This window comes from Priestia sp. USM5, assembly GCF_058323215.1.
The window spans coordinates 1,737,367-1,755,698 of sequence record NZ_JBSGKN010000001.1 but is presented as its reverse complement, the minus strand read 5'-3'; the positions used below and the strand labels follow the sequence as shown (position 1 = coordinate 1,755,698).

Genomic DNA, 18,332 nt, shown 5'->3' with positions numbered 1-18,332 from the left:
GTGTGAATGAATCAATGTCCAAAATGCGGTGCCAGTGCAAGCGCAGATCAATTATTTTGCAATAACTGCGGCTTTTCTTTCACCGTGTCGCCAGCTGCAGCTAAGCATAAAAAGAGCTGGTATATTGGCGGGGGTATTGTGCTTATACTTCTTTTAACTTTTGTATTTTATTTCTTTTTCTCTGGTTCAGAAGAAAAAACGGCTGACCGCTTTATTGAGGCATTGGAATCGAAAGATACAGCTGTGTTAAGAGAGTTATTAGACTCTTCGCAGTCTACTATAGTTATTAATGACACATCTATTCAAGCTCTGTTGGATGCAACTTCCGATGGTTCTATTTTACGAGACGTTGAAAATGATTTAAAAAATAAATCGAGTATCTACTTTACAATAAAAGAACAGAAACATTCACTACTCTTCAAAAAACAGTACGTGGTTGTGCCGTCATCATATTATATCTCCCTCACCACGCCAGAGGATGCAACGGTTACAGTCAATGATACAAAACAATCGATATCCAAAAATCAAACGCAAAAAATAGGGCCTTTTATGATTGGAAATTACCTGCTTACGGCTTCTTATGAAAGCTCTTACGGAAAGCTTACAGACCAAACCACTGTAAACTTTCACCGTCAAAAAGAAGAAAATATATCTGTTGTATTTAAAGGAGCTTACGTTACAATCTCATCGAATAGAGATGACGCTATTTTATTTGTAAACGGAAAAAGCACGGGACTGCAGGTGAATAGCTCATCACAAATAGGGCCTGTTGCCACGGATGGAAGCGTCACTGTTCATGCAGAAGTGCAAAAAGACGGCACCACGTTCAAAAGCAGTCCTTACACCATTCAAAGTGAAGAAAGTATTATATTAAATATACAAACGCCGCCCGTTGAAAAGGAAAAAACCGTCATAAAAGAACGAGAAGTAATCGTGCCTGGGCCGCGCTCTTATGCTACTTCAAGCTCTTATATTCTTCCTGGTTCGGACTCTTACAAATTAAGCTATAGTGATATTAGCAGTTTGAGCTCGAGTGAACGAAGGCTAGCTCGAAATGAAATCTATGCTCGGCATGAGTATGTATTTAAATCGAAAGATCTTCAAGCCTATTTTTATGAAAAGTCATGGTATACGCCTGATTCATCATTTAGAGACTCCTACTTATCAAGCGTTGAAAAATATAACGTTGATTTTATTAAATCATATGAATAAAGTGAACTCCCCTTTACCCAGGGGAGTTTTTTGATTGAAGCGAGTGCTTACTCCTACGTTTTTTTACATACCATGATCCCTACATACGTTAATAAATTTTTTATAGCCTTCTTCATTCTTTTCACTGTAAAATATAAAGTAGATGTACATAAACTTACTACACGCATAAGGAGAGATGGAGAATGAATGGAATTGGACGACTTCCACAAAAGCTTAATGGACATTTGATTTTAGAAAATATTCAAGAAACCATGATCATTGCAGATCAAGACTATCGTGTGCAGTGGATGAATGCAAGAGCAATTGAAACACTTCAGCCAGTACTCCCAATCTACCAGTTATCTCATATCGAAGAGTTAATTGGAAAGCATATGGACTTCTTTCATTCCAATTCTGAAGAAGCGGAAAATTTACTCACCTCTCTTCATACAACCTACAGAACGCGTATAACGATTGGCAGTCAATACGTAGCAGAAGCTGTGATTCACCCCATTGATACAAAAGACGACGAGCGCTATGGCTACTTGCTTATGCTATTAGACTTTACAGATCAAGCCGAAGCAGAGCTTGAAAAAGAGCGGTTAATTGAGGATTTGTCCACTCCTTTATTAAAGATATGGGACGAGGTTTTAGCTGTGCCCATTACCGGTAAGATGGATATAGAACGTGGAAAGAAGCTAACTGAAACGGTATTGGAGGCAGTTGTAAAAGAACAGGCGCGCTATTTGCTTATTGATTTATCTTCCCTTCATTCATTAGATGAAGAACACGGTTATTATATTAACACGCTCCACGATGCTTTGCGTTTGATTGGTACCACTTGCCTTATTGTTGGTCTTTCTTCAAAAATGGCTCTGTCGCTTGTAGATTCTCAGTTTAATTGGCGAACATTTTCCACTGTCCAACAAAGCATCTCTTACATTTTAGAAAAAAAGAATTGTCGTATTGCACCCATTTCATAAGCCCATCATATCATTAAGTAATCCTCTCTCAATCGCTTTTTCCTTCAATCGGAAAAGGCGATTTTAGTTATGAGGAATTGTGAACGTTTAGGCACTTATCATCATAGGATACATTAATCAACCATAGAAAAGGGTGAGAGCGTATGCCAAGTGTTATTAACATTTATAATTTAAAGATCAACAGTATCTCAAGCAACGGTTCTGTCAACATTGGCGAAGCACTCCATAACAGTCACACGGCTCATTCAAAATCCACTGGTACGAACTCTTCTTATGGCGATGTCTCACCTGCTTCCTCGAAAATGCGAAACATTTATATCGATCCTGATACAAATGACCAAACAGATATTGCAAACGTTGATCATGTCAATGGTTATCAGCAGTGATATAGGGCAATGCTTGTCAACAGCATGACGACAAACGGTGAATACATTCTCTCTGAACGCAATAGGCCGTTGGAGTAGAATGAATAAAAACAGTAAGGAGTCTCTTTATGCCTCTTCAAATTAACGTTTTTAATATCGTAACAAACGGTGTCACACAAAACGCAAATATTGATTTCGGTTCCACCATTCAAAACAGTCACACGGCGAACTCAAAGTTTAACGGCGCAAATTTCTCTTTAGGTAACTTCTCTCCTACTTGCTCTCAAATGAATACGGGCGTGTTAGATCCTGACGTAAGCGATCAAGATCAAATTGCAAACCCTTCAGCTCCAATTGGAAATCAAATTTAGATTTAACGATTTTGTCGTTTTACTTGGCACATTACAAGGAGGTGTGTAAATATGTTTCCATTTGGAAAGTCTCCGTTTAAAGGAATGATGGAAAATATCCCAAAAGGAATGGCATCTAAAGACATGAATAAATATATTCAGCAAATGATTTCTTCTACGATGTCCCATTCTTTTCCGGATTTTATGCAAGGAAATGAATTCTTTAAGCAGGCCCAAGACATGATGAAAGAACAGCAGGATGTGGGAAATGAAGGTCATGGACAACAGCTAAGAAGATTTGATTCAAACGTCATTAATACATTAGACGAATGCATTGTTCAGTTAAAAATTCCTAACCGCGATATTGTATCAAGCATTAAAGTCTATCATACTCCATACGTGTGTACGATTGAAGGAATAGATGGAGAAGAATCCTTCAAAGAAGAAATTCAGCTTCCTTGTTCGGTTCGCAAAAAAGGTACACGCGCCGTATATCGTTCCGGGGTGTTGGAAATCCGGATGCCTAAACATGTTAATATTCCTATGTCTCAAATAGACGTCCACGATTTAGATTAAAGTGGACGTTTTTTTCTGTTTTCATGCATACATATAAAATAGAAAGCGGCAAAAGGCCTTGTTTTATTTTTTTAAAGAAGGTGACAAATATGAATCATGGAAAGTTTAAAAAGTGGGCAGAAACGTTACAAGAAGAAAACCATACAAAATTTTGGGAAAAGATTTTTGATGATGATCCTGAAGAAAAGAATGATACGGAAGCAGATGCTTCTCCTCAAATTGTAAATGAGTATCGAGATTATCCTTTAATTGATGTATACGAATGGGCAAATCAACTGTTAGTTGTGATTGAAATACCCGGTGCTAAACGAACAGACGTCGAATTGACCATGCATGAAAATACTTTACACATATCCGGTTCATCTCTTTTAACGATGAAGGATGCAAATGTTCTTCACAAAGAAAGACGTGAAGGAACGTTTCAACGATCAATCATCCTTCCACCTGCTGTAGGGGAAGCGCCGTGTCACGCATCATTTAAAGATGGTCTATTGCACGTGAAATTTGATTTGTAATTTATTGTGCAGAACTATACGTAGCATGAAAGGCAGGGAATTTCATGTTTTCTAAGTGGTTTAAACAATCGCCTAAAATTGAAACAGTCCGCAAAATAAATCCGTCTTCCCTTCCAACCAAAAAAAAAGTAAGTCCCATAGACCAAAGCTCTAATCAAAAGCGGAAAGAATTACCCGAAAAGATGAAAACTAAAAAACAGTCTAATCTAAAGAAACCCCCTCAGCAGCCAAAGAAGTTGCCGAGCCAAACGGAGCCTAAGACATCTGATGAAGTTGAATTCACAAAACCTGTTCATTCGTCAGATTCAGCGCTGAACCTGCAGGGAATTATTGATCAAGTGACGCGTTTAACCGACGCGATTCCTAAAATAGAAGAGCTTCATCAGCAATTACATGAATCAGCTCATCTTATTCAATCATTGTCTCAACTGCACGAGCAAACAGCTCATTTACTTTCGGCTATGCAGTCAGCTCCTAATTTCGAAGACATTCAGAATCAGCTCTCTGCGTTAAAGGAAGAATCGTCCAATACAGCTTTATATGAGATGGTGAAAACTCTTGACAAAAAGATTGATGAAGTAACTCAGCCAAAGCAGTCCATTGTTGTTGAAAAAATTATGGTGGAAAAAGTATTGTTAGACAAAATTGACCTTAGTAATAATTTTGGCCAGCTAGGCATTAAAGATTTGACCGGCCACTTAAACATTGGTACAACTTACAGCGCTGACTCCGATCAAGTGGATGAAGAAGTCAAAGACTTATTTTCTGTTAAGCTAAAAGAAAAAAAGATTGATGAACATACAACTGAGACAACGATGAGTTCAGGAGGTGAAACAGAAAAGCCTGATCACTCCGAAGAATAAAAAATGACCGCTACTGCTTATTTAAAGCAATTGTCGGTCATTTTTGTTTCCATAAATAGTTGTAATTCTTTCTGTAGGCGTTCCATTAAGAACGCTGAAATTTCTTCTTGATTTTCTTCTTTATGATGAGATGATGCTACAACAATACGGCCTGTTTTTCCTAAGAAAGCCCGGTATTCAATTACCTTCATCGCAGCATGAAGTAAGTTCGCGTCCGAAAGCGGTGTATTTGTTAGTAGAACAATATTCATTTCATTCTCTTTTTGTCCATGTGTCAGTACAGTCAGCCACGAGTAACCTTTATCGTCTTTTAAGCGAACTTCATGACTAGATAAAGACGCAGATTTCCACGCCGTGTTAGAACTGCTTTGCTGTTGAACAATTTCTTGACACCAGTCTAGACCTGTTTCATTGGAACCCAGTGAAACAGTTCTCAAAGGACGAGCAAAGGATAAACATAGCTTGCCCGGTTCCTTTTGCAACTGATACAACTCATGGAAGTCCGTCTCTGGATATTGATACGGCGGCACAAAAGCAATTTGCCGCTTGTTCACAGCGGGATGGTGAAATACATGCAAATCAACGCCATATACTCTTTTTAACGTAGCTGCATCCTGAAAAATGGCATCCATCCCCGTTTCTTCTACTCTTCCATCTTTCAATAATACGGCATTATCTGCAAACAGCGAGGCAATGTTGAGATCATGCAAAATGGCCAGAACCGTCAAGCTCATTTCCTGCTGTAACGTTTTTAACAGCTGAAGCAGTTCCATCGTATGTTTTACATCTAAGTGATTCGTTGGTTCATCAAGAAGTAAGTAGTCAGGTTCTTGCGCCAGTGCTTTAGCAAGTAAAACCCGCTGTTTTTCTCCACCGCTCAGCGATTGAAAGGTATGATTTCGATAGTGCCAGACGTTTGTTAATTTCATCACGCTTTCTACCACTTCTTCATCCTGTGCTGATACAGTGCTAAACAAACCTTTTGCCTGATAAGGATAACGTCCCAGTGAAACAATTTCTTGAACCGTAAATTCTAATCCAATTTGATTTTCTTGCGTCATGACTGCAACTTTTTGCGCCAGTTGTTTTGGTGAATAAGCCTTCACTGACTTCCCTTCTACCTTCACTTCTCCTGATTGAGTGGTTAATACATTCATAATTAAGCGAATAAGCGTTGTTTTTCCGCTTCCATTTGGTCCTAGTAAAGCAACAAAAGAACCTTTGTCTACGGTGAACGTGATGTCACGAACGGTCGGTTTCTGTTTATCGTATCCTCCCGTCACATTATATAGTTCAATCATGATATTCCTCTTTTCCGCATACGTTCTTTTACAAGCAGCAGCGTAAAAATTGGCGAACCAATTAAGGCGGTTACGACTCCAATCGGCAGTTCACGAGGTTCTAATATCGTTCTTGCTAATAAATCGGCTAAAACCAAATAACTTCCTCCGATTAAAATAGAAAGCGGCAGTACATGCTTATGATTAGCTCCCGCTACGAGACGCACTACGTGGGGAATAACTAAGCCAACAAATCCAATTGCCCCAGATACTGATACCGCAGCCCCGGTTAATACGGATGCACCTATTAAAATCATTCTTTTTTTCTTCTTTACGTCTATCCCCATAAATTGAGCGGATTGATCGCCAAATGCTAAGCCGTTCAGCTCTTTCACATGTAACAGCAGCATAATCGTACCGACTAAAAAGAACGGCCCTAAAATTTGAATATGCGACCATCCTCTCATTGATACGCTTCCCATTAGCCAATATAAAACCTGCCTTACATCTTCTTCAGGAGAAAGAGCTACAATTAATGAAATAAGCGCGCTCATAAAGGATGATAAAATAATCCCCGCTAAGATGATGGTTTCATTGGCCAAATTGCCGCTTGCGAGTTTCGTAATACCAAAAACTAAAAGAAGAGTAATAAAACCAGATACGATGCCGACTACAGGCAGCGTGAAGATAGACAAACCAAAAATACTCCAGTGAAAATAAATTGCCATGACAGAGCCAAGGGTTGCACCTGAGGAAACTCCGATCGTGTAAGGATCCGCAAGAGAGTTTCTTAATAGCCCTTGAAAGGCAGCCCCTGCTATTGAAAGCGAAGCTCCTACTAAAAATGCCACCAGTACTCTTGGAAAACGAATTTGCCAAATGATTAAATCCATGTTTTCCGGACCATGATATAAGGATAGTCCGGTAAGGTGGCCAATAATAATTTTGATTGTATCTCCTACGGTTAACGAAACTGTACCAATAAATACTCCCATAATCACCGAAGTACATACAATAAATAAACTGACTATGTATAAAATAGATGCTTTGTTTAAAAAAATACGTTTAAAAATCAATACTTTCAGCTCCTCTAGGAAACGAGGCGTGATGTTTTACATTACATTAACCATTCATTTTCCTGTCCATAAACCATGTTTCCATCCTACATAGTATTGGAAACAATCATCTTTTATTTGTTACGAGTGCTAGACTGTTGAACTAGGCAACGTAGAATAGCGTACTAAAGTTCTCGGTGAAAAAACAAGCGAAAACCTCTACAAGCTACACTTTTTGTGCTTGCTCCGGGCTTTTATAGTTGTCTATTAAATGATACAGCTTTTCCATATCTACAGCTTCTCTCACATATGCTGCTGCTTTTGAAAAAGACTCCTCTTTTTGCAGGCGACTGTTGAATGTATCCGTAATAGGCGGCAATTTTTTATGTTTACGAATTTGATTAAGCAAAGCTCTGCGCAAAGCATCGTTATGAAACACATCATGAACATACGTGCCAATGATGTTGTCTTTAACCGTTCCTTCTTTTTGATCATCTACCACCGCAAAGGCTTCCGTCATGCTTTTAGAAATCGTCTTTCCCATATGAATTTCATAGCCTTCAATTGAAACCTTCTCACTCTCTAACTGAACATATCCAGAAACTCTTTCTGTTTTTTTGCTGGTTTTCATAACGGTTTCCACTGGAAGCAAACACAGCCCTTTAATAGATTCAATCCGGGACTCTACTGCATCGGGGTCCGTAATTGTCTCGCCTAACATTTGATATCCCCCGCAGATGCCAATAACGTGAGCGTTCGTTGCGTTCAAGACTTGATTAATGGCTAGATCCAGGCCGCTTTCTTGTAAAAACTGCGCATCTTCAATCGTATTTTTGCTTCCTGGTAAAACAATTAAATCAGGCGTACCTAGTTGTGATGGCTTGGTTACAAGTCTCACATGACAGTCTTCTTCTAAGCTTAGAGGATCAATGTCCGTAAAATTTGAGATGCGAGGATACGAGATAACCGCAATATCGATTTCTTTTAACGGATTCACAAGCGTTGAGTAATTTCTGAGTGATAGCGAATCTTCAGCGTCAATTTCCACGTCGTGCATATAAGGAATCACTCCTAGTACCGGAACTCCCGTGTATTCTTCAAACCACTTCAACCCCGGTTTTAAAAGCTCTAAGTCTCCTCGGAATTTATTGATTAACACTCCAATTACTCTAGGTTTATGTTCATCTGGAAGCAATTGAAGAGTACCCACCAGACTCGCAAAAACCCCTCCTTTATCAATGTCTCCTACTAACACAACAGGGGCTTGGGCTATCTTTGCTACGCGCATATTTACCAGTTCCCGATCGTTCAAATTCACTTCAGCAGGACTTCCAGCACCTTCAATCACAATTCGATCATAATGATTGGCAAGCTCTTTATAAGACTCCGTGATAACGTTCAAACCTTCATTAAAAAATTCTTGCCGATACTGAAAAGCAAACATATTACGAAGCGGCTTTCCATGAACGACAATTTGAGATTCATGATCACGAGTTGGTTTAATTAAAATAGGATTCATATTGGTTGTTGCTTCTACTCCAGCCGCTTCAGCTTGAATTCCTTGCGCTCTTCCAATTTCTTTTCCATCCATTGTAATGTATGAATTAAGCGCCATATTTTGCGATTTAAACGGTGCAGTTTGATAGCCGTCTTCTTTAAAAATACGGCAAAACGCTGTAGCAATCATGCTTTTTCCAGCGTCTGAGTGCGTTCCTTGAATCATAAGAGGTTTTCCTTTTTTCACTTTTTCCACTCCCTATCACATAAAAAAACCTTAACTGTAAAAGTCAAGGTTTGGTCATGCGCTCATTAACACATTGTCTTGACTTATTTCTCCCACCGAAAAATAAGGGGTTTTTAAAAGCAGGTCTCCTGGCTTATGCTTCATTTTACTTCTGCATCCTTCCTAGTTTGACTAGTGGGTCTTTGCAGGTTCATCCACATTTACAGTAGCGGGGGCTGCACCGGATTTACACCGATTTCCCTATTATCCTCCTTAGAGGCACTTTTAAAATCATTTATTCTTTATTGTAACGAATTTTATAACCATTCACAATAACGATTTTCTTCTATTATTATATATTACTGTGTTTATACTTATTTGGGTCTCGTATGCTATAATAACAATTATTTTCCAAACATCTTATGAAATAGCTAGGAAGGTGCTCGTAGTTGAAGAAAAAAATCATTTATATCTTTATTAGTTTGCTTGTTCTTTATGCTGTAATCATGTCTTTTTGTATGTATCAAACCGCTCATCAGCCTGTTCCGCAAAAAGCAGATTATGTGCTCATTTTAGGTTCGAAAGTAGACGGAGATCAAATGTCTCCTAGTTTAAAAGAACGAGCAAAAACGGCTTTATCTTATTTAAAGACTCATAAACAAACAAAAGTTATCGTAACGGGTGGAAAAGGATCCGATGAAGAAATTTCTGAAGCAGAAGCAGCCTATCGTTTTCTACGAAAAGAAGGAATTAAAAAGAATCGAATGATAAAAGAGGATCAGTCAACTTCTACTTTTGAGAATTTCACTTTCACTAAAAAGAAAGTTGATATTCAACACAAAAAAGTCGTGCTTGTTAGCAGTGATTTTCATTTATTTCGCGCCTCTATTATTGCCAAGCGTCAAGGTTTTGACGTTTATCCTTTAGGTGCAAAGACACCAAATTCAATTAAACTTCAAGCCTACTTTCGTGAGTATGCTGCTATCTTAAAAACGTGGCTGTTTGATAAATAAATAGAGTACGCCCCTATACAAACGAAAAACACGGCATGAATTCATGCCGTGTTTTTTATTAATCATCCGTATCGATAACTGCTTTTGGCAAACCCGTGTATTTCGCCCAGTAGAAAATACCGATTGAAACAAGAGCAATTAAAATTAAGTCAAGCGGGTTGCTTAGCACACCTTGTCCTCCACCAAATGAGCCTAGGTAAGAGATAACAAGCATAATAATATAATAAGCAACTAGCCACCAAGCAGATTTAAGCTGCTGTGCAAATTTTACAACGTCAGTTGGTACGTATTTCTTAAATGCTACGTAGATAACAACCATTAGAAGCTGTGATCCTAGAAGCCAAGAAATTGTCGTCCATCCTGACCAATATACGATGTATGAACAGAAGATAAATGACACAGGAGCAATAACGCTCATGCCTTTTAATTTGAAAGGCTTTTTAAGGTCTTTTGCATTTACTCTGAATGCAGCAGCTGAAATTGGCGCAATCGCATAAGACAGAATAAGTGCTACTGAACATACGTTTACTAGCGCTTCCCAAGAAGGAAATGGCAGTGTCCAGAATACGGACATTCCAAACGATAGCCATAGTGACGCACGTGGAATTCCTGTTTTCTTATCTACTTTTGAGAAACGTTTAAATAGTGTTCCATTACGAGACCAAGCATAAACTAAACGAGAAGTTGTATTCATGAAGATGTTCCCGTTACCGCCTGGTGATAAAATAGCATCAAAAATAACAAGCGTTACTAACCAGCCAAGGCCTAAAATAAGTGCAATATCTTTAAATGGTAAAGAGAATTGCTCTTGAATTGTTCCCCATCCTCCTGATAGCATATCAGCCGGAATGTTACCAATGAACAATACTTGCAGTGCTGTGTAAATAATCGCTGAAAGTACAATACAGATAATGAGCGCGATTGGAATATTACGCTGCGGGTTTTTAACTTCACTGGCTACAGAAACAATAGGGTGAAGTCCTAGGTAAGCAAACATAACGCCACCTGTTGAAATGGCTGCTTGAATACCATTAAAACCAAACGGAGTAAAATCGCCAGTTGTAAAGTTAGCTGATTTAAAGTGATAAGCTAACACGACGATAATTGTAAGAGGAACCGCATATTTGAACACAGATATAATAACATTTGACTTAGCAAATGCTTTTACACTTACGTAGTTAATGATAAAAAATAGCGTTAATAACGCGAACTGAAATAACCAGCCGATTGTAGTAGGCGATTCAGAACCATGTTTAGTTAGACCAGGAAGCCAAAACGCAACATACTGACGTACAGCCGTTACCTCGATGGCAATCAAACTTGTGTAAGCAATAATGGTAATGAATGAAATTAAGTAACCCACTAAATGACCATGTGAGTAAACCGGATAACGGATAATTCCACCGGTACGCGGCAGCGCTGCTCCAAGTTCAGCATACACTAAACCGATAAGTAAAATAATGACTCCGCCAATCAGCCACGAAAAACTTCCGGCTGGACCAGCCTTTGACGCTACGTTACTAACCGCAAATAACCAGGCGGAACCAAAAATAGCTCCCATCCCAATTAACGTTAGGTCAAGTAACGATATTGATTTTTTAAACTTTCCTTGATTTCCTTGATCAGACATAATATCCTCCTTTAAAATTTCCACTCCACATATCTACGCCCTTGCGTCCGATATGGGATTCTTTACATCATCCTCCTCTTACTAAGACCTCACAAGTGGATATGTTAACAAATATTCTCTAAAAAACCAAGTTAAAAACTTTTTTTTTTGTAAAACATCGTTGAATTGCTTATGTATAGCGCATAAATTCCACAGAAGATTTGAGGACTACTCCTCTTATTTAACCGCATTTTTCTTAGGTTAAACATAAAAGAATATTCAAACTATTTACCGTAAAAAAGGGTCTGAGATATAACAAAATCAACCGCTAGAAGCAGCTACATACGCAACGCCTACGCTTGCCATACCAATAAAAAAATCCGAACGATGAATCGTTCGGATTTTGCTTCAACTAAAATAATTTTGTCCGTACCTCTTTTTTTGCTTATTTAAATACTTTTACACGTTCACTTAGTGGTTGAAATTCTTTTTCACCCGCTGGCGCCACAGGATTACCAAATGGCATTTGGGCAATTAATTTCCATGAACTCGGAATATTCCAAGCTGCTTTTACTTCATCGTCAATCAATGGATTGTAATGCTGCAATGTTGCTCCTAGGCCTTCGAGCTCAAGCGCTGTCCAAATCACATGCTGCAGCATGCCTGATGATTGGTTAGACCAAACCGGGAAATTTTCGCTGTAAGATGCGAACTGCTTTTGCAGCCCTTCAACTACTTCTTGATCTTCAAAGAAAAGAACTGTTCCATAGCCGCTTCCGAATAAGTTCATTTTTTGATCCGTATCTGAAAAATTTTCAGCTGGAACAATTTTACGAAGCGTTTCTCTCGTAATATTCCACACTTTATCATGCTGTTCGCCAAATAAAACGACTACGCGTGCGCTTTGGGAATTAAATGCTGAAGGAGTATGTTTCACCGCAAAGTTAATAATTTCTTCAATTTTTTCTTCTGACATTTTTACATTTTTATCAATTGCATAAATAGAACGTCGGTTTTTAATTGCTTCATAAAAATCTTTTCCAACCTGTTGTTGATCACTTGATTTATCAAATAATTTATCTAAAAAACCCATTTTCCACACTCCTAATTGTTTGTTTTTTTAAGCTTAAATTGCATGTTTATACCCTTCTCCCTGATAAAAGGAGATAAACAAGATATAATGAATTCTTATATCTCTAATTCGAGATATTAAACTAAAAAAATATTAATTGAAATTTAATTACTTTATGTAACTTACTTTACAATGATTATTATTACCTGTCAACAGAAAAATTATTTTTTTTGTTGATCATCAAAAGAGGTTGAGACATAACGAAATGAATCCAATCTAAAATAAACAAATGGGATATATGAGCTGAACCGCTTTTGATACCGCAGTTGATTTCCGTGCACGACTTCGCTTTCCGCGGGCGGCCGCTGAGCCTCCTCGTCACTTGCGTTCCTGCGGGGTCTCATCTGTTCCGCTTTTTCCGCAGGAGTCTTCGTCGTGCCCTTCAATCAACTGCTAGAAGGAACGAAATAGGTGAAACCTACGTTCACCGTAATAAAAAAACGAACCGCTAATCAAAAATTTTGATCAAGGGTTCATTTTTTCACTTCGTCTAAAATATTTTTATCTCAGCCTTTTTTATAGATACTTAATGTTCATAAATCATCTTTCGCGTCATTCCCCCGTCTACTACGAGGTTAGCTCCTGTTACAAAATCATTTTCGACGTTTGTTAAGTACATACACGCTCTTGAGATATCCGCTGGCGTTCCTACCCGATTAGACGGATGCTGCGTATGATCGATTTCACGAAGGCCATCGTAGTCAGATGTCTCAATCCATCCTGGAGAAATAGCATTTACCGTGATGTTGTCATCACCAAGCGAAACGGCAAGTGCATGAGTTAAAGCAACGATTCCTCCTTTTGTAGCAGCATAGGCTTCTGTATCTGGTTCAGACATTGAAGCTCTTGTAGAAGCTAAGTTTACAATGGAGCCTCCGCTTTCGTTTTTCCTCATCACTTTAGCTGCTTCGCGAGAACATAGAAACACGCTGCGCAGGTTCGTATTGATAATGTCATCCCATTCATCAATGGTTAGCTCATACGGTGATTTCCAGCGAGAAACGCCTGCATTATTAATCAAAATATGTATCGTTCCATACGTACTGACCGTTTTTTCAACGAGATGTAAAATGTCGCTTTCTTTTCGGACGTCTGTTTTTACAAAAATGGCTTCTCCGCCTTGTCTTTGAATAGCTTCTGCGTGACGCTCGCCTTCGGTTTCGTCCACATCTGCCAATACCACTTTTGCTCCTTGTTTTGCGTATGCGCGTGATACATCTTTTCCTATTCCATTCGCAGCTCCCGTAACAACAACAACTAAATCTTTAAATGACATATCATCTCCTCCTTATACGCTTTATTCACTTTTTTCTTCGTCTTTAAACAAGTGATCCGTGACGAAAAGAGCAAATGTTTCAGCCGTTAACTTGCATCCAGAAGCTTTTGGATGACCCCCTCCTCCAAGGTGCCCAACAATTTCGGCTAAGTTGATTTCGTCTTTTACTGCACGGAAGCCAATCTTTTGGCGTCCCATGTCCACCATAACGGAAAAGTCGATATCTTCGTTTTCTAGACACAGTGCATTTCCTAGCTCAGACTGATATGTATCTGCAAATACAATGCCTACGTTGTACGCTGTTTTAGCAATTTCAACACTTTCTTTTATGATTTGTTTTTGCTTGTCGTAAATATATTTTTCAATCTTTTTTTCTTCTGCTTCTAGTAAAATTTCGTGTTTGTCCGTAAACGTAAATTCTTGATTTTCAGTATGGTACGATTCACGAAGCGTTTCTAGAATGGTCTCTTTAAATTCTTCATGCGGGATTAGATAATATAGGTGATTGAGGCGCTTTGCTTTCAAATTATTTTCATGAAACCAGTCCCACGTATCAAATAAGCGCACAAGTTCTACATATTCATCAAGCAACTCCGTTTTTTGAAGCATGTTGTTGCGCACTAAGTAGTCGTAGAAAAGAGATGTAGCTGCTGTCTTTTTACCGTTTTCGTCTTCTGCAATAACATGAACCCAATCGTATTTCTCAGCTAGTGGAAGAGCAGAGATATGATGGTCAATAAGAGTGATTTTCTGTCCTTTTTTTACCAGTTCATTTAATTTTTCCGCTACTTCATCGTTTACGCTAATATCCGTTATGTATAAAGCTGTGTCTCCATCGTTTTCTTCTTCAATAAAATGCGTCACTGTGTCATTGATGCGGCCAATGCTTACCGTGCTGTAATCAAAGTTGTCGTCGCCAAACGCTAACCGACCCAACAGTGCTGGACTTACCCCGTCTAAATCGTTATGTGAAATTAATTTTATTTTTGTCATTAATCAAAACTCCTTTATTTTCAGTCGCCTTAGTATATGTACCGGCTTGTATATTATAGCAATTTCAGCATAAAAATGCTGTCATTTACTTTGAAGAGAAGGAATATATTCGCAATAAACAAAAGCGAAGTAAACGTTTAGACTTAGACTTGCCTGTATCAAAAGAGAGTGAGACATAACTACATCGATTCAATCAACAGCTAGAAGCAACTACACACATGAAACCTACGCTCACCCATACCAATGAAAAAATCCGAACGAATGTGATTCTTCATCAAGAATCTCGATTCATCGTTCGGATTTTCTTTTAAATAACCTACTTTTGTTTCAGCCTCTTTCCACTTACTCTAAATTGCTATGCTGCTTAAACGCTTGTTCATGATCGGTGTGATTCAAATTCCCGTATTCTAAACAAATGGTATCAAATACAACGTGAGCACATTGATCAAACAATGAACCAAGCGGCTGAATGGAAGCTGCTTCATTTTCGCTTCGATATTTAGTTGCAGCGGGAATGTGCAGCAGCTCATCAGTATGAGCAGTTAATGGTGATTCTGTACTAGCTGAAATGCCGATAACTGAACATCCTACTTCTTTAGCTTTTTTCGCTACACTCACCACCTGCTGTGTTTTTCCTGAACCCGATACGGCCACCAACACGTCACCTGCTGCAATCGAAGGAGTAATGGTCTCTCCTACAACATATACTGTCGCACCTAAATGCATCAGTCTCATCGCAAATGATTTGCCCATTAGCCCAGAGCGGCCTTCGCCTATAACAAAAATTCGTTTCGCTTGGTAAAGTGAAAACGCTACTTCTTCTATTTGCGGTTCTTTTATGTGATTCATTACGGCTGTAATTTCGTCTAAAATCGTTTGTGTTTTTGTCATTATACGTTCCCCCTGCTCATAAATAAGTCTTGAAATTCAGCAGATGCCTTTGCCACATCCGCACTTTTTGTAATCGCTGATCCAATAATCGCGACGTCCGCTTTCATTTGAAGTAATGATGCTGCTGAGGTTGGATTAATTCCCCCTGCTACTGCTATTTGGGCATCTGAATGAAAATACTGCCGCAAATTTATTTGACTCAGCGATTTCCCTTCTTTTTCTTGCTCGTCTTTGCTGATATGATGGCAAAAAATAGCGTTTCTATAAGTACCTACTTGTTTTTGAGAGCTGCTTGACGTGTTTAATAAATCCACCATCATTTTTTTATTCCATTTTTCGCTGACATTTGCGCAAGTCTCTATCGTGGGTAAAGGTGATACGCCCATGACTGTTGCTATATCTGCTCCTGCTTGATAGCACATGGTAAATTCATACTCTGCGTTATCAATCGTTTTGATATCTGCTACAATCGTCTTGTGCGGAAATGCCTGTTTGATTTTATAAATACTTTCAACTCCATACTCTTTTATAAGAGATGTACCTACTTCAATCCAATCAACAGAGGGTTCTGCCAGCTTGGCAAGGATAATAGCTTCTTCAATTGTGACGCGATCTAATGCTAATTGTATCTTCATATTTTTTCTCCTCACTTTCTACTAAATCGGTTTAGTAACAGCGTAAAAAAAACCAATATTTTGATGAGCTAAAAAGAGCACGCCATAGGCGCTCTTTTTAGCTTAATGGGATAAAGTTGTTTCTCGAATAATTAATTCACAATCATACTGGTACTCTTCATAAGCTATCTTTTCTTTCAAAATTTGTTTAATAAGTAAATCTGCTGCTTTTGTTCCCATATCAAAAGCGGGCTGCGAAATCGTCGTAACGGCAGGCGTTGCTACATCTGCGTAAGGAATATTATCATAAACAATTAAAGATAAATCATTTGGGATATTAAATCCGTGTTGTTTAATAAATTTCTGCACTTCAATGAACACTAAATCGTTTCCAGCAAGCAGCGCTGTCGGCGGACTGTCGGCTGAAAATAGGTTCTCAAGCGCTTTTTGCATGTCCGCTTTTTTACAGCTGATAATCATGGATTCATTTACAGGCATATTGGCTGATGTTAACGCTTCTTTGTAACCTTCTACACGTTCAATCCGGGGTGTAATAGTTAAGGGTTCTGTAATGATCGCTATATGCTTATGTCCAAGCTCGAGGAGATGCAAAATAGCCTGTTTTGTGGCTTCTTGATTGTTTGCCACTACGGATGGAATTTTCCCTTTTACATCATGAATTTTACGGTCCATAATAACAACCGGATATTCTTCTTTGATCATCTGCTCATAAAGAGAAGTATTCGCACCCGTTGGAAATAAAATAAGGCCATCTACTTGCTTTGCTTTTAACATATTAATATATTTCTTTTCTTTATCAGGGTCATCATCTGCGTTGCAAATGATGGCATGTATATCTTGCGAATGGCAATAGTCTTCAATGGCACGAATGACTTCCGTAGAAAATCTGTGCATAATATTGGCGACAATAATCCCAATCATCGACGTTCGCTTTTGTTTTAAGCTTCGTGCTAGATAGTTGGGCTGATAGCCCAGTGTATCAATCGCTTCTTTAATTTTCTTTCGCGTTTCTTCGCCCATATATTCGTATCGCTTGTTAATGTATTGTGATACGGTGCTTTTGGAGACATTTGCTGCTTTTGCAACGTCCAGCATAGTAACTTTTTGCATCATGATCCGTCCTTTTCATTCAATCCCTAAAATTATGCTACTCCTAGTGTAAACGAAAAAAACGAAAAAGGAAAAGCCTTCTTGCTAGCAGAAGACTTTATTTATTAAGCGTACGCAAGCCTAGCTTCTTGAATTTCATGAGTAAAACGTTTCGCTTCCCTTGTTACTTGAAGTAAGTATTCAGGAGTTGGAAGCTGCTTGCCATCTACTAATGTGCTTCCTGCTCCAATAGCAGCTGCTCCAGCTTTAATATAAGCTCCCGCATTCTCAGCCGTAACGCCGCCCGTTGGCATTAACGGAATATGAGGAAGCGGTCCTGCTATATTTTTAAAATAAGCGGGGCCTACTACGCTTGCCGGGAAGACTTTAATCATATCTGCGCCGCATTCATACGCTGTTAGTATTTCAGTAGGTGTAAAAGCGCCCGGAACGCTAATGACTCCGTATCTTTTAGCCGTTTTAATTGTTCGTTCGTTCACCGTAGGGGAAAAAATAAATGACGCTCCTGCCATAATGGCAATTCGTGCTGTTTCTTCGTCTAGAACAGTTCCTGCTCCAATAAACATTGAATCGTCAAATTCATTTTTCAATTCTTTAATAACCTCTACGGCAGCAGGGTTTTCCATTGTGATTTCTAGATTTGTTACTCCGCCTTCTTTTAACGCGTAGGCAAGCGGAATAATTCGCTCAGCGCTTGCTCCTCGAATGACCGCTACAATACCGCTACTTGTAATTTTCTCAATATGCATCTCAATTCTCCTTTTCTATCATT

General features: G+C 38.7%; 19 protein-coding genes and 1 riboswitch. Of the genes, 8 read left to right on the top strand and 11 right to left on the bottom strand.

Annotated elements, in window-relative coordinates; translation table 11 throughout:
• Positions 1–6 precede the first annotated feature (6 nt).
• From ACWATA_RS09630 to ACWATA_RS09600, 7 genes are all read left to right on the top strand, one after another.
• Complete coding sequence (locus tag ACWATA_RS09630; RefSeq protein ID WP_473049783.1) at positions 7–1,212, top strand: TcaA 3rd/4th domain-containing protein; 1,206 nt, start codon at positions 7–9, stop codon at positions 1,210–1,212.
• 182 nt (positions 1,213–1,394) lie between these two features.
• Entirely contained in the window at positions 1,395–2,174 is a 780-nt protein-coding gene (locus ACWATA_RS09625; RefSeq protein WP_034266780.1) for an STAS domain-containing protein, read from the top strand.
• Between the two features lie 143 nt (positions 2,175–2,317).
• The gene (locus tag ACWATA_RS09620; RefSeq protein WP_013057625.1) at positions 2,318–2,560 is read left to right on the top strand and encodes a spore germination protein; all 243 of its coding nucleotides are present in this window, start codon (positions 2,318–2,320) and stop codon (positions 2,558–2,560) included.
• A gap of 107 nt (positions 2,561–2,667) precedes the next feature.
• Positions 2,668–2,910: a spore germination protein gene (locus tag ACWATA_RS09615; protein ID WP_013057626.1), complete on the top strand. Its 243-nt coding sequence runs from the start codon at positions 2,668–2,670 to the stop codon at positions 2,908–2,910.
• 51 nt (positions 2,911–2,961) lie between these two features.
• A complete protein-coding gene (locus tag ACWATA_RS09610) occupies positions 2,962–3,465 on the top strand; it encodes an Hsp20/alpha crystallin family protein (RefSeq protein WP_028412845.1) in 504 nt (167 codons plus the stop codon).
• 89 nt (positions 3,466–3,554) lie between these two features.
• Positions 3,555–3,980 carry an Hsp20/alpha crystallin family protein gene (locus ACWATA_RS09605; protein WP_028412844.1) on the top strand — a complete coding sequence of 142 codons (426 nt, stop codon included), beginning with the start codon at positions 3,555–3,557 and terminating at the stop codon, positions 3,978–3,980.
• Between the two features lie 44 nt (positions 3,981–4,024).
• Positions 4,025–4,843, top strand: a complete 819-nt coding sequence (locus ACWATA_RS09600; RefSeq protein ID WP_028412843.1) for a hypothetical protein — start codon at positions 4,025–4,027, stop codon at positions 4,841–4,843.
• 17 nt (positions 4,844–4,860) lie between these two features.
• Here ACWATA_RS09600 and ACWATA_RS09595 read toward each other — a convergent pair whose 3' ends face one another.
• The 3 genes from ACWATA_RS09595 to ACWATA_RS09585 form a co-directional block, all read right to left on the bottom strand.
• Positions 4,861–6,144, bottom strand: coding sequence for an ABC transporter ATP-binding protein (locus tag ACWATA_RS09595; protein ID WP_099000306.1), 1,284 nt, complete (start codon positions 6,142–6,144; stop codon positions 4,861–4,863).
• Complete coding sequence (locus ACWATA_RS09590) at positions 6,141–7,199, bottom strand: FecCD family ABC transporter permease (RefSeq protein WP_028412841.1); 1,059 nt, start codon at positions 7,197–7,199, stop codon at positions 6,141–6,143. The genes ACWATA_RS09595 and ACWATA_RS09590 overlap by 4 nt, the downstream gene beginning before the upstream one ends.
• A gap of 205 nt (positions 7,200–7,404) precedes the next feature.
• Positions 7,405–8,931, bottom strand: coding sequence for a cobyric acid synthase (locus ACWATA_RS09585; RefSeq protein WP_311264678.1), 1,527 nt, complete (start codon positions 8,929–8,931; stop codon positions 7,405–7,407).
• Between the two features lie 92 nt (positions 8,932–9,023).
• Positions 9,024–9,203: riboswitch (cobalamin riboswitch) on the bottom strand.
• Positions 9,204–9,350: 147 nt separating this feature from the next.
• Here ACWATA_RS09585 and ACWATA_RS09580 point away from each other — a divergent pair.
• Positions 9,351–9,914: a YdcF family protein gene (locus ACWATA_RS09580; protein ID WP_028412839.1), complete on the top strand. Its 564-nt coding sequence runs from the start codon at positions 9,351–9,353 to the stop codon at positions 9,912–9,914.
• 58 nt (positions 9,915–9,972) lie between these two features.
• Here the strand turns inward: ACWATA_RS09580 and ACWATA_RS09575 are convergent, their stop codons facing one another.
• The 8 genes from ACWATA_RS09575 to ACWATA_RS09540 form a co-directional block, all read right to left on the bottom strand.
• Positions 9,973–11,544, bottom strand: coding sequence for an APC family permease (locus tag ACWATA_RS09575; RefSeq protein ID WP_028412838.1), 1,572 nt, complete (start codon positions 11,542–11,544; stop codon positions 9,973–9,975).
• Between the two features lie 424 nt (positions 11,545–11,968).
• Positions 11,969–12,616, bottom strand: coding sequence for a nitroreductase family protein (locus tag ACWATA_RS09570; protein ID WP_154973687.1), 648 nt, complete (start codon positions 12,614–12,616; stop codon positions 11,969–11,971).
• 565 nt (positions 12,617–13,181) lie between these two features.
• Entirely contained in the window at positions 13,182–13,931 is a 750-nt protein-coding gene (locus tag ACWATA_RS09565; RefSeq protein WP_328170731.1) for an SDR family oxidoreductase, read from the bottom strand.
• Between the two features lie 21 nt (positions 13,932–13,952).
• Complete coding sequence (locus tag ACWATA_RS09560; protein ID WP_098113318.1) at positions 13,953–14,924, bottom strand: DHH family phosphoesterase; 972 nt, start codon at positions 14,922–14,924, stop codon at positions 13,953–13,955.
• Between the two features lie 342 nt (positions 14,925–15,266).
• Positions 15,267–15,815 (bottom strand): 6-phospho-3-hexuloisomerase, encoded by a 549-nt coding sequence (gene hxlB, locus ACWATA_RS09555; RefSeq protein WP_028412834.1) that lies wholly within the window; start codon positions 15,813–15,815, stop codon positions 15,267–15,269.
• Complete coding sequence (gene hxlA / locus ACWATA_RS09550) at positions 15,815–16,450, bottom strand: 3-hexulose-6-phosphate synthase (protein ID WP_028412833.1); 636 nt, start codon at positions 16,448–16,450, stop codon at positions 15,815–15,817. Before hxlA ends, hxlB begins: the two co-directional genes overlap by 1 nt.
• Positions 16,451–16,552: 102 nt before the next feature.
• Complete coding sequence (locus tag ACWATA_RS09545; protein WP_034327672.1) at positions 16,553–17,563, bottom strand: LacI family DNA-binding transcriptional regulator; 1,011 nt, start codon at positions 17,561–17,563, stop codon at positions 16,553–16,555.
• Positions 17,564–17,664: 101 nt separating this feature from the next.
• Positions 17,665–18,309 carry a bifunctional 4-hydroxy-2-oxoglutarate aldolase/2-dehydro-3-deoxy-phosphogluconate aldolase gene (locus tag ACWATA_RS09540; protein ID WP_014459503.1) on the bottom strand — a complete coding sequence of 215 codons (645 nt, stop codon included), beginning with the start codon at positions 18,307–18,309 and terminating at the stop codon, positions 17,665–17,667.
• Between the last annotated feature and the right edge of the window lie 23 nt (positions 18,310–18,332).